Source organism: Shewanella sp. OMA3-2, from assembly GCF_021513195.1.
Taxonomy (GTDB): Bacteria; Pseudomonadota; Gammaproteobacteria; order Enterobacterales; family Shewanellaceae; genus Shewanella.
In genome coordinates, this window is the sequence record NZ_CP090974.1 from 2,370,812 (window position 1) to 2,383,382 (window position 12,571).

At 39.4% G+C, this 12,571-nt stretch carries 10 protein-coding genes and 1 pseudogene; 2 read left to right on the forward strand and 9 right to left on the reverse strand.

Going from position 1 to position 12,571, the window contains the following annotated elements; genetic code table 11:
* Positions 1–30: 30 nt before the first annotated feature.
* The 6 genes from L0B17_RS10540 to ggt form a co-directional block, all read right to left on the reverse strand.
* Positions 31–2,085 (reverse strand): bifunctional 2',3'-cyclic-nucleotide 2'-phosphodiesterase/3'-nucleotidase, encoded by a 2,055-nt coding sequence (locus tag L0B17_RS10540; RefSeq protein WP_235084666.1) that lies wholly within the window; start codon positions 2,083–2,085, stop codon positions 31–33.
* A 471-nt stretch (positions 2,086–2,556) separates the two neighbouring features.
* A complete protein-coding gene (locus tag L0B17_RS10545; protein ID WP_235084668.1) occupies positions 2,557–2,952 on the reverse strand; it encodes a phosphate ABC transporter substrate-binding protein in 396 nt (131 codons plus the stop codon).
* 12 nt (positions 2,953–2,964) lie between these two features.
* Entirely contained in the window at positions 2,965–3,519 is a 555-nt protein-coding gene (locus tag L0B17_RS10550) for a hypothetical protein (protein ID WP_235084670.1), read from the reverse strand.
* Positions 3,520–3,587: 68 nt separating this feature from the next.
* Positions 3,588–4,151, reverse strand: coding sequence for a hypothetical protein (locus tag L0B17_RS10555; protein ID WP_235084672.1), 564 nt, complete (start codon positions 4,149–4,151; stop codon positions 3,588–3,590).
* Between the two features lie 106 nt (positions 4,152–4,257).
* The gene (locus tag L0B17_RS10560; protein ID WP_235084674.1) at positions 4,258–5,874 is read right to left on the reverse strand and encodes a methyl-accepting chemotaxis protein; all 1,617 of its coding nucleotides are present in this window, start codon (positions 5,872–5,874) and stop codon (positions 4,258–4,260) included.
* 397 nt (positions 5,875–6,271) lie between these two features.
* Positions 6,272–8,023 carry a gamma-glutamyltransferase gene (gene ggt, locus L0B17_RS10565; RefSeq protein WP_443019885.1) on the reverse strand — a complete coding sequence of 584 codons (1,752 nt, stop codon included), beginning with the start codon at positions 8,021–8,023 and terminating at the stop codon, positions 6,272–6,274.
* 102 nt (positions 8,024–8,125) lie between these two features.
* On the opposite strand from ggt, the gene L0B17_RS18105 reads away from it, so the two are divergent.
* Both L0B17_RS18105 and L0B17_RS18110 read left to right on the forward strand, forming a co-directional pair.
* On the forward strand, positions 8,126–8,647 hold the full coding sequence (locus L0B17_RS18105; RefSeq protein WP_268833995.1) for a peptidogalycan biosysnthesis protein: 522 nt from the start codon (positions 8,126–8,128) through the stop codon (positions 8,645–8,647).
* Positions 8,641–9,303, forward strand: a complete 663-nt coding sequence (locus tag L0B17_RS18110) for a GNAT family N-acetyltransferase (protein WP_268834042.1) — start codon at positions 8,641–8,643, stop codon at positions 9,301–9,303. The genes L0B17_RS18105 and L0B17_RS18110 overlap by 7 nt, the downstream gene beginning before the upstream one ends.
* An 81-nt stretch (positions 9,304–9,384) precedes the next feature.
* Here the strand turns inward: L0B17_RS18110 and L0B17_RS10575 are convergent, their stop codons facing one another.
* The 3 genes and pseudogenes from L0B17_RS10575 to L0B17_RS10585 all read right to left on the reverse strand — a co-directional run bounded on the left by L0B17_RS10575 (position 9,385) and on the right by L0B17_RS10585 (position 12,385).
* Positions 9,385–10,002, reverse strand: coding sequence for a LysE family translocator (locus L0B17_RS10575; protein ID WP_235084676.1), 618 nt, complete (start codon positions 10,000–10,002; stop codon positions 9,385–9,387).
* Positions 10,003–10,105: 103 nt separating this feature from the next.
* On the reverse strand, positions 10,106–11,146 hold the full coding sequence (gene hppD, locus L0B17_RS10580) for a 4-hydroxyphenylpyruvate dioxygenase (protein ID WP_235084679.1): 1,041 nt from the start codon (positions 11,144–11,146) through the stop codon (positions 10,106–10,108).
* Positions 11,147–11,225: 79 nt separating this feature from the next.
* Positions 11,226–12,385 (reverse strand): annotated as a pseudogene (locus L0B17_RS10585) (homogentisate 1,2-dioxygenase).
* Positions 12,386–12,571 lie beyond the last annotated feature (186 nt).

Genomic DNA, 12,571 nt, shown 5'->3' on the forward strand with positions numbered 1-12,571 from the left:
TAAATATTACTTACATAAAGAGGTAATAGATTAGTTCTGCAAATCTATGCTGTAAACAGCAAAGCCAAATTCATCTACGACATTATTAAGTTTAGTCATCTTACGTTGTTGATATTTAGAAATAAAAGCATCAGCTAGGGCACTATCTTGTGTTTCAAAGCGAACATCAAGTGCAACAGCTGTGCTAATTGTAGCAAAGTCCCAGTTGTTGTCTGCAGATGGATTAACTTCACCTTTGGCTGCAGTTTCTGCCGTAATATACTGGGCTAGTGCCTCGCGATTTGAATCAGGTAATTCCATTACAACATAATCAGAACCCGTGCCTGCAAATTTACCACCAAAAGCACGGTAGTTATTTGATGCAATAATGAATTCTTTTTCAGCAAATTCAGCACCAACAAATACGGTACCTTCGTCGTCAGTATAGGATAACCCGACAATTCGATGTGCATCGGCATCCACCAATATACAGTCACCGTCAAAGCGTGTGGGCTGAGTGACATCGATTTGATAGTTAACACCGTCAATAACATCATAATTGTATGTTGGATGTGTATTCCAATTAATTAAGTATTGTGGCGCGGTTGATGTAGGGTTAATTTGATTAAATTGATTTGCACTGCATTCCAACCAATCTTGTATCTGTGCTCCGGTGACCTTTACCGCAACCATGGTGTTGGGATAAAGATATAAATCGGCTGCATTCTTGTAAGTTAACTCACCCGCAGCAACTTGGACATAGCTTGCTGTATCGGCTGCCGTGCTATGACGACCACCTGCTTTGAAAGGTGCAGATGCAGAAAGGACGGGGATATCTTTTAATGCCGGGATTAAATTTTGCTTCACTTTTGCAATTTGAGCATCTGAAACAATTTGAACAGTAGGATCATCTTGTACTAATGTAAGGAAACTATACATGTCTGAAGATGCCTTACCAATTGGCTGGTCAACATACGTTTTAGTATCATCATGCTCTTTAGCTACAGCATCTCGAATACCAAAATCTGGTTGAACTAATTCAGGTTCATTAGCATTTTTATCGTAAATAGGCATTGATTTAGCTGTGCTATCAACAATGATCCAGGTACCATTTTTCAGTTCAAGTTTGAAGTCGACAATACCTAAGTTATCACCCCAACGACCTGGCATAACCGCAGCGACACCATTAATGGTACCTTTTTCAAGATCAGCATTTTCTAGCCCGATAAAAGTACTTGATGGAAATACAGAATGGCTATGACCAAAGGTAATAGCATCAATACCAGCCACTTTTGACAATGCCCAAGTAGCATTCTCGTCATCGATATCAATAGGGTTAGTTGTAGATCCAACACCTGAATGCGGGATCGCAATAATGATGTCAGCGCCTTCTGCTTGCATCATAGGAACAAACCTTTCTGCTGATTCAACAATTCCCATCACAGTCACTTTACCTGTTAAATTTTGTTTGTCCCATAATAGAATTTGTGGAGGGACAAAACCTATGTAACCAATTTTAATGACTTGCTGATCGCCATTATTATCTAGAACCATTTTTTCTTCAATAAGGTAAGGTTTGAATAAATTATCGCCTTTTTGCTTACCTTCCCAGCAATCGGCTTCGCAAATTACATTGGCATTGATATACGGAAAATTTGCCCCAGAAATAGATTCATAAAGAAAATCTAAACCATAGTTGAATTCATGATTACCTATGTTGCCAACAGAATAGCCTAACGTATTCATGGCTTTATAAGCAGGGTGAGTTCCGCCAATAGTATTGTCTTGTTTGAAGTTATTGGCAATGTAGTCACCCATAGGGCTACCTTGTAATAAATCACCATTATCGACTAAGACAACGTTATCAGCATCAGCACCATGACGTTTAATTAGACTTGCAGTACGGGCAAGACCAATAGTGGCATCAAACTTCGACTGATAATAATCATAATCCATAATATTGGCATGAAGATCGGATGTTTCTAAAATGCGAAGATTAACTTCAATGGGTTTTATCTCAGCTTGTTTATCATTATCTGAGCTACCACATGCGGACAAGCCTAGTGAACTTGCGATTAATACCGCAAGTAATTTGATATTGTACATATTCATATTTCCTTTATGACCCTGGAGCGAGCTTGCCCCCTTTTTCAAACAACAAACCTATAATAAGTATTTGGCTTTTTATGCTGAAAACGGTGGAACTATAATGTAAAAGAATGAAGGAATTGTGACTTATGCTGATTTCTTGATGTATCAATGTGTGGCATTAACAGGGTTTGCCGATTAATGTTCAAAATTCACCGCATTTAGGCGTTTTATATATCAATTATTCTGTGGTGTGTTTAATGGTGACTTATGACATTCTTTTGAGTGCAAAAGGGGAGTAAGACCTGTTTATTTGCTTCAAAATTGCTTATGCAACGTCATTTAAGAGCACGATAACGGGTAGAGAAAATAGCCTCGCTGGAATTTTTTGAGTCTTGTTTATAACAAAAGGCGATGTAACACATATGTGCTACATCGCCTTTTAAAAATCTATACTTAGAAGATTTATTTAATATTTAAAGTTATTAATTATGGTTTTAAAATAACTTTAACCGTGCCATCAATATCAGCTTCATCAATGTAGCCAATTGCACTTGGGTTTGATGCAACAGCAGCTTTCATTGCTGTTGCAGAAGCCACAGTTGCAGGCGGGTTACCTTTACCTGTAAAGACTTGTTTAGACCAAAATGCCTTTAACTGCGCATCTGATTTACCCGTGACGGTACTGTGAAATTCAGAGCGAGTACTATTACCTTCGTCTAATTCATACACCACTAATGAGCTGTCACCTTTACCTAAAAATGCTTTTTTAACATCGGCAGCTGACATATCACCGGCAGCGTTATTACCAATAATAACTACACCTGCAGAAGCGGTAAATGCAACACCCAAACTAAGCGTTAATACGGATAGTAACTTTTTCATATCATCGCTCCTTTAAAATACTGCGTCGAATTTAACTGTGTAAACTAATGTGTCATCAAACATGAATTGTTTAGTCAATGGATTAACAACAGCATTACCACCTAAGCCACCAGAAGTATCGCCAAAGTCAGTTGCATAGGTTAAGTCGAATTTGATGGCTACGTTATCGATAGCATCCCAGCGTAAACCTGCGCTATAAGCTGTACGCTCTTGATTCAAGCCTAAGCCTAATGGTATCGCTAACTGTGGCGGCAAAGCTGCTCTTACATCATCGTCAGTCGTTTTTGTATAAGCCATAGTGACATAAGGCGTAAATGCTTTAATTCTATAACCTAAAGTCACATAAGCTGATTCAGTATCAGCAAGTAAGCCATCAATCTCAACCGTAGTCCACTCTGTTATTGCAATGAAGGAACCGTTATCGTAACTACCACCAACACCTGTAAACTGCGCTTGCTCACCGTCAATAACTAGGGCACCACTATTAGCTGAACCGTCAAGATCGGTTTGACCATATACAGCACGTAATGTCCAGGTTAGATCTGTCCAAGATGCGTTAACACCCATGATGTTAGATAAATCAAGACTTGTTCCATCAGTACTTACATCTGATTCACCACCAAAACCTTGTAAAGTTAAGGTTGAGTCTTCAAATTCAAAATCATAAGCAATGTCGCCACCTGTATATGATGAGAAGGAACTTGGTCATAAACTTCGCTAGGTGGACGAGCGAAGGGCTGTGCATAACCCACATCTAGATAATCAGAATACATGAACAGTGGTACGCGTAATTTACCACCACGTATTTTAGCGCCATTATCGAAACGGTGAGATAGATAAGCCCATTCAGCTTCTACATCCCAATCATTCTCGCCTTTCATCATTAGCTGTAACACAGCTTGAGTTTGGTTACTGATATTAAATGTACCTTGAAAGCCCATTTTACTGTCTTGAGTAAAATCAGCGCTGTTAGTCGCATTGTTATAACCAGCATCATTATCAGAACTAATATACGCCCCGCTAATAAAGCCATTAAAATTGAATTTATCAGTTAGATTTTTGGTTTGTTGAGCTTGTAGCGCCTGAACTTGTTGTTCTAGTTGAGCTACTTTTGCATCGGTTGCTTCGTCAGCAAAAGCTGCGGCAGGAACTAATGCTACAGAAATCGCTAACGGAAGCGCTTTCAAGTAAAATTTCATAGTGTTACTCCTTTCTATCACTCATCATACCCAAAGGGTTTATTTTTATATTGCTGTATTTATATAGCTAAAATTTACGTAACTCACCAATTATTAAGCGAATAATTTATACTTTAAATTGATTTGTTATCATTTGAAGCTGTTTACTGACATTTTGGATATCAAAACTGATCCCACCCATGTCTTCGGTAGTCGTTTTGACTTTTTGAGCGTTTTGCTGAATGTCGGCAACGTATTGTTGGATCAATACAGAGGTATTATGTTGTTCCTCTGTTGCCGCGGCAATTTGTTCATTAACAACACTAATAGCACTAACTTTTTCAGTAATACTTTTCAAGGTTGTACCGGCAAGCATAGTAGATTCTACTCCCTCACCGGCGGTTTCAACGCCATGCTGCATAGCTTGAACTGCCTTTTTAGAGGAGGTTCTTAATTCTTGCAGTACTTGTTGAATCTCTTGCGTTGACGCTTGTGTTCTAGAAGCAAGGGTTCTTACTTCATCTGCCACAACGGCAAAGCCCCGTCCTTGTTCTCCTGCTCTGGCAGCCTCAATAGCGGCGTTTAGCGCAAGAAGATTTGTTTGATCAGCAATACCTCTGATCGTATCTAAAATAGAATTAACATTATTGGTGAAAGCATCTAATTGGTTGACTAAAGTGGCTGTAGTTTTGACTTCTTCTGCCAGTTTCTTAATGGTAGCGACTGCGGCATTAACCACTTGAGTACCTCTATTGGCTTCTTTATTAGCATTATCAGCCTCGCTAGCGGCGTTTGCTGCATATTCTGCAATATGGGTCACACTGATAAACATTTCCCCCATGGCTTGGGAGATTAATTCAATGGCTGCTGTTTGTTCTTTTACCGTAAGCTCACTGACTTTACTGCCATTGAGTAATGTTTGTGATACTGCGCTTAAACTGTCAGTTGTTTGCTTGGTATCCGCTATTGAAGATTGCAGCTTAGAGACAAATTGATTAAACCAATATACTAAATCGGCAATTTCATCTTTACCGTCATATTGAATACGCGAGCGTAAATCTCCTTCACCTTCTGAAATATTTCGCAAAGAAGAAGTCACACTGGAAAGGGTGGTGATAATTGAGCTGTTAACTAACAAGCCAAGAATGATCATTAATATGGTCGCGACTATACCGATTAATAGAACGGAGGTTTGGGCACTATTTGCATCGGTAATGGTAGACTCAATACTGTTGGTGAATTGTGATTCAAAATCAACTTGATTGGTTTCGAAATCTTTAACTAGATTTTGATACCTTGTGGCATTGTCAGCCGCTTGCGTTTTTATGGCGTTAAAATCGATATCATCGGCTAAAAAAGCCATCACAAGCGTCTTCGCATTTTGATGATAAGTGGTGATAGCACTTTTTAGTCGCTGCATGTCATTAGACTTATTTGGCAGCAATTGGCCAATTTGATCTAAGTTTTTGGTGATCGTTTTCACCATGGTTGCAACCGTTTGTAGATTTTCTTCTTCGCCAGTAGTCACCGCAGATTGAATAATTTGCTCCAATTGAATGAGCAGACCTTCGTTGACCGTCGCTAAGCTCAATACCGGATAGAGTTTGTTTTGTAAACTGCTTAGACGATCTGTATTACTTGTGGTTGTTATACTGTTGATAACGATTGAAATAATAAATGAAGCCAAAGCAACAAAAGTGAGTATGGCTATACGGTGTTTGATTTTCAGGCTAGATAGCTTCATGGCAACCCTTTGCAGTAATTGTATCAATTCAGTGGCTTAGTTTAACATATGCTGTACTTAAAGGCAGATACAGATTGAGTATATATTCTATCGGCAGTACTGATGATTAACTTTAGTGATTGTTTCATTTAAATTTTTTTAAAGTTGCGTGATTGGTTTTGAGAGGGAAACGGTAAGTAAAGTTAATCGTGGTTAACCTCAACTCGGATTAATAGATGGGCTCAATCAGCTTAATTCAACCGATTTAGTTTATTTTGGTTTAGTTTATTTTATAGTAAGACAAATGGCTGTTTAGTCAGCATTTATTATTCAGAGCTCAAATGATATTTTTAGTGTTGATCTTGTAGAGCACATTCAGAAGACTTAAGTTGGGTCTTCTGAATGTGAGTGTCGATATTTAGTAACCTACGGCTGCAGAACCTGCTCTTCGAGGATCAGATGCACCATATTTACCTTGTTCAGTCACCATTATTGACTGGGTACTACCAATAGATTGTTGAATTTTAACGTTATGACCTTTTGCTTCTAGCAGTGAAATAGTGTCTTGATTTAAGCTGCGCTCTACCCATAAAAAATCAGGTAACCATTGGTGATGAACACGTGCCGCGGCGGTGGCTTCAGCAATATTCAGTTGATGATCAATCACATTCATGATGATCTGTAAGGTGATATTAATAATTCTAGAACCACCAGGGCTACCAGTCACAATAAAAGGTTTACCTTCTTTCATTACGATAGTTGGGCTCATTGAGCTGAGCGGTCGTTTATTACCCTTTACAGCATTAGCTTCTCCACCAATCAGTCCGTAACCGTTTGGTACGCCAGCTTTAACTGAGAAGTCATCCATTTCATTATTGAGTAGTATCCCGGTACCTTTTGCCACCAGCCCAGAGCCATAACTAAAGTTTAAAGTGTAGGTATTGGATACCGCGTTACCCCATTTATCGACGACTGAATAGTGTGTTGTTTGCGGGCTTTCATAGCCAGCCACTTTACCTGGCAGAATTTCACTGCTTGGAGTGGTTTTATGTAAGGTCACTTTACTGGCAATTTTGTGAGCATAATCTTTGCTGATCAAATGAGCTGTGGGGACTTTGACAAAGTCAGGATCACCTAAAAACTCGCTGCGATCGGCATAGGCGTACTTCATCGTTTCAGCCATAAGATGTATTGTTTGCGCAGTGTTATGACCAAATTTATCGATAGGAAATTGTTCCAGTACGTTTAGCATTTCTATAATATGGATACCGCCAGAAGAAGGTGCTGGCATCGAAATCACTTCATAACCTCGATATGTACCACGAACGGGTTCACGTTCTACTGCTTTATAATGAGCTAAATCAGCTAATGTCATTACTCCGCCAGCTTGCTGCACCGCGCTGACTATTTTTTCAGCGGTTTCACCTTGATAAAAACCTTTACTACCAAACTTAGAAATTAACGAGAGTGAATGGGCTAATTCTGGTTGATATAACACATCATCAACATCAAAGTTACTGCCATCTGCTTGATAAAAAATTGTTTTAGAGCTTGGCCATTGGCTAATACGGCTTCGTGTACCAGCCAAAGAGTTGGCTAAATCTGATGTGATAATAATGCCATCTTTGGCGAGCTTGATTGCCGGTTTTATCACTTGTTTAAGCGTCATAGTACCGTATTGCTTTAACGCTAACTCCATTCCCATCACAGTCCCAGGAACACCTACTGCTAAACCGTGTTCGCGACTTAATTTATCAACCGCGTTACCTTGTTCATCTAGAAAAATATCTCTATGGGCTTTGCTTGGTGCCGTTTCGCGATAATCAATCGCAATGGTTTTATTATCTTTGACAAGATGGACTAACATAAAGCCGCCACCACCAATATTACCCGCTCGCGGTAATGTTACCGCTAGTGCAAAACCAACCGCAACAGCAGCATCGACGGCATTACCGCCTTGTTTAAGAATTTCCACACCTATTTGACTGGCGATGGCTTCTTGGCTCGCTACCATGCCGTGTTTGGCAAAAATAGGCTGTGCAGTAGCCATTTCACTGAAAATAGCTTCATCATTGGCCCATGCATAGGGTGAATGTAACCCCACAGATGACAAGCTAACGCCAACCAAAGCAGATAAGAGTAATGGAGTGATTTTTATCGTGAGGGACACGGGTTATCCTTAGAAAGTGACCTTAATTATCTGACTGTGCCATAGCTGTTATAAAATTGGTATGCTATACAGGATAAATAGACAAATAATAAGGCCGACACATTGTCATCTGCGTATACATTTTCACATGTTTTGAGTATTGAAGAGATAGGCCAAGGCAAGTGGACTCAATATTTTGGTGAGTCCAATCCCTTTATGCGATATGCATTTTTACAGCAATTAGAACATTCAGCTTGTGTAGGAGATGGCACAGGCTGGCAAATTAATCACCTTATTATAACCGACAAATTAACCGCAGAAATTGCTGCGATTATGCCTTTGTATCAAAAAACACATTCATGGGGAGAGTATGTCTTTGATTGGGCCTGGGCTGAGGCTTATGGGCGTAATCAATTAGAATATTATCCTAAGCTGGTGACCAGTGTGCCTTTTATCCCCGCTTCTGGCCAAAGAATAGGGTTTAACCCAGCAATGATGCAAGAAGCTAAGCAGGCTCTTTTACTAAGTTTGTGTGGGTATCTACATGCTAAGCTGGTCCAACAGGATTATTCTTCATGGCACGGCTTGTTTATTAGCGAACAAGAACAAACTTTATGGCCTAAAGATGCCGCGATAACCTGGTAGGGACCCAATTTCATTGGCGCAATAGAAATTACACAGACTTCAGTGATTTTTTAGCTGCAATGACGTCAAGAAAACGCAAGAATATCAGTAAAGAAAGACAGTTAGTTGCTAACTACCAATTAAGTTTTCGTTTCGTTATTGGTGCAGAGGCATCGCTTGAACAATGGCAGCATTTTATTAAATGCTATCAAATGACCTATCAAAAACGTTCAGGACATCAAGGGTATTTAAACGGGGCTTTTTTTCTTGGGTTGCGACAAACTATGGGGGAGGCGATTCGATTACTGATTGTCACCGATGCAAATGATCAAATGATCGCATCAGCATTATTTTTTGTATCTGATACTCACTTGTATGGTCGATACTGGGGCACATTAATTGAGCTTGATGGGTTACATTTTGAAAGCTGCTATTACCAAGGTATTGACTACGCAATAGCTAATAATCTAGTAATTTTTGATGCGGGTGCCCAAGGTGAACATAAAGTGGCTAGAGGGTTTGAACCTAGACTAACGTATTCAAAACACATTATTACTCATCCCGCGTTTAATGACGCTATTAGTCATTATTGCCAGCAAGAGCAAGATCAAATGAACTTGTATATGACACAAATTGCACAACAATTACCGTTTAAAAATTCAGTTAATTTTGATTGAGTAAGCTAATGCAGTTTGTGCAATCTTGTTAATTTAGGACTATGAATGGATGCTAGTCACTTACGGTTATGTACTGCGAAATTAACCGAGTGCCAACCAGAACCCCACGAGTATCATTAAGCTGCCGGCAATACGGTTCAACCAACGAATGTTATCGCCGCGGGATAAAAATAACCGTAAGCTTTTACCACCACTGGCGTATGCCAGCATTGAGGCGGATTCTGTTACCATTATGATCCCCAATAAAACAACTAACTGAGTAACAACCGGTTTATCGACACTGATAAAAGGGGGTAATAGCGATATCATAAATGCCCATCCTTTAGGGTTAGCTATAGCGGTGATAAATCCCTGACTGATCAAACTTAACCGACGAGTATTAACCTGTTGGCCATCAATAACAGCCATTTTGCCTTTCGAACGCCACATGTTAACGCCAATGTAGATAAGGTAAGCTCCGCCTAACCATTTTAATATTTCAAATATCTGTGGATAGTTAAGCATGATGCTAGCAACACCGAGCACCGCGGCTATCGCCACAATCGCCACACCAATGAGTTCACCTATCATCATCCACAATGTGCGTCTTACGCCAATACTCATGCCTAGGGTCATTGCTAAGGTCATGCACATGCCAGGAGTGATGGATACAAAGAAGAAGGTTGGGATAAATACAGCGAGTACAGCGTAATCAGGCATATAAAGTATTCTTAGTGACAAAATTGCATCGATTATAATGCTTAGGTAAACAAAAACCAGCACTTGGCTGGTTTTTGTTTAGTGTGGCTCAGCTCATTAAACGTTACAGTACGCCACGTTTAATTTGGTCGCGCTCTATAGATTCAAATAACGCTTTGAAATTACCTTCACCAAAACCTAGGTTATTTTTACGTTGAATGATTTCGATAAAAATAGGACCGAATAAATTCTTAGTGAAAATTTGTAGTAAATAACCGTCTTCATCACCATCGATCAAAATCTGGTGATGTTTGATTTTTTCTCTGTCTTCGGTTACCTGTGGCAACTTATCAAAAATGGTTTCATAGTATTCAGGAATGATATCTAAAGTTTCGATTGCTGTGCCTTCCATTGCATCTAATGAGGCAACAATATCACGGCTTCTAAAGGCCAAATGCTGTACACCAGGGCCATTGTATTCACCTAAATATTCATCAATTTGGTTTTTATCGTTGCCTTTACCTTCGTTGATTGGAATACAGAAGCTACCATCTGGTGAACGTAGTGCATAAGACACTAATGCAGTTTGCGACCCTTTAATGTCAAAGTAGCGCACTTCGGTGAAGCCAAAGATATCTTTATAAAAGTTTGCCCACTTCTCCATAGTGCCTTTGTAGACATTATTAGTTAAATGGTCAACTTCCATAAAGCCTTTTTCTGGCGTGTTAATTGGCTCATCTAAATCAACAAAATCAGTTGCGTAAATACTATTATCAGCACCAAAGGTGTCGATAAAGTAGATTAAGCTATCGCCAATACCGTAAATGGCTGGGTAAGGCATGTCTTTTTCAGCCTCTGCAGCAGGTTTTGCACCACGCTCTACCGCAAGCTTGAAAGCTAATTCTGCATCTTCTACACGCCAACCCATTGAACAGATTGCTGGTCCGTGTGATTTAGCAAACTCTGCAGAAAATCCTGCACGGCTTTTATTTAATAAGAAATTAATGTCATTTTGCTTGTAGTAAGTAATGTCATGGTTTTTTGCTTTTTTAAGCATTGAAAAACCGAAATCAATAAATACTTGATGCATAAAGTTAGTATCTGGGCTGGCAAATTCAGTAAATTCGATGCCTAAAAGTCCCAGTGGGTTTTGTTCGCTTGCCATGTTGTTATTCCTCGTTATATTCAACTCACCATCACTTCAAAAGTGATGAGGTTAGAAGGTTTTTCTATAGGCTTATGGTTTAGTCTTCTAACCAAGAGCGGTTGTAGTCTTCACTCATGCAATTTTTTACATGGGAAGTAAGATTAAGTGGGGCGAAAGTATCGACCATCACTGCATATTCGTAGGTTTCTTTTTTACCGATCGACGCTTCGGTTCTGCCGGTTGCGGCCCGTGTGGCACACCTTTTTGATGCAAGGTCATATAACCCGCTTCAATACCGGTGCGGCTCATAAAGTCACCATCGACGTAATATAAAACTTCATCGCTATCAATGTTGTTATGGTAGTAAGGTGCAGGAATAGACTTGGGGTGGAAATCATATGGGCGCGGCACAAAATTACACACCACAAAATTGTGTGCAGTAAACACTAAATGCTCTGATGGTGGTAAATGAATTTTACCAACTTTAGGCGCATACTCAGCGATATTAAACGCCCAAGGGTAAACGCAACCATCCCAACCGACTAAATCAAATGGGTGCCATTCGAGTGTCATTTGCTGGTATTTGTCACCAAACTTACATACTAATTGAAACTCACCTTTTTCAACCACAGCATCTGCCAGTTTTGGGGTTCGCAAGTCACGCTCACAATAAGGGGCAGACTCAAGTAATTGACCGTATTCATTGCGAAAATGCTTCGGTACTTCAACCATTGAAAATGATTCAATGACAAACAAACGAACATTGCTGTAATCATTAAAGGTTAATTGATAAGTGGTACCGCGGGGGATAACCAGGTAATCCCACTTTTTAACGTCAATAACACCATATTCGCTTAACAGCTGGCCTTCACCTTCATGAACAAACACAATTTCATCCGCATAAGCATTGCGATAAAACTCATTTGTGCTGTGGCTAACCTTGGCGGTATACATAGCTACATCGCTGTTATAGAAAATTTTATTACGACTGCTAAAAAAGTTGCCGTCACAGTCTGCTTTGCGTGAGTCGAGTTTATAGTTTTGAATTAATGAATCTTGCCATTCTTGGCCATGTTCAACGGCATATGGCACAACATTAATCGCCTTAGTCGGCATATTATGGTGATATTTATTAGAATAAATATTCGAGAAACCATGGGTTGAAAACAATTCTTCACGGTAAAGTTCGCCATTTTCTTTTTCAAATGCGATATGACGCTTTGTGGGGATTTCACCTTGTTTTACATAAAATGGCATATCTGCTTCCTTAACCAGGTACGTACAACACTTAGTTTGCTCACCTAAGGTATTTTGTTAATCAATAGTGTGATCTGTGCTGCATAGATTGATTCAATTTAGTTGCTTAGATGAACAAAAAAAAGAATAATAAACAGCTAGACTCAATCTAATTTTTAGATTGTATTGTTATCGATACATTTTTGG

Excerpts from the sequence above, each read along its gene's own strand:
- L0B17_RS10540 (WP_235084666.1), bottom strand. The coding sequence starts at position 2,085 with ATGTACAATATCAAATTACTTGCGGTATTAATCGCAAGTTCACTAGGC.
- L0B17_RS10545 (WP_235084668.1), bottom strand. The coding sequence starts at position 2,952 with ATGAAAAAGTTACTATCCGTATTAACGCTTAGTTTGGGTGTTGCATTT.
- L0B17_RS10550 (WP_235084670.1), bottom strand. The coding sequence starts at position 3,519 with ATGGGTGTTAACGCATCTTGGACAGATCTAACCTGGACATTACGTGCT.
- L0B17_RS10555 (WP_235084672.1), bottom strand. The coding sequence starts at position 4,151 with ATGAAATTTTACTTGAAAGCGCTTCCGTTAGCGATTTCTGTAGCATTA.
- L0B17_RS10560 (WP_235084674.1), bottom strand. The coding sequence starts at position 5,874 with ATGAAGCTATCTAGCCTGAAAATCAAACACCGTATAGCCATACTCACT.
- L0B17_RS10575 (WP_235084676.1), bottom strand. The coding sequence starts at position 10,002 with ATGCCTGATTACGCTGTACTCGCTGTATTTATCCCAACCTTCTTCTTT.
- hppD (WP_235084679.1), bottom strand. The coding sequence starts at position 11,146 with ATGGCAAGCGAACAAAACCCACTGGGACTTTTAGGCATCGAATTTACT.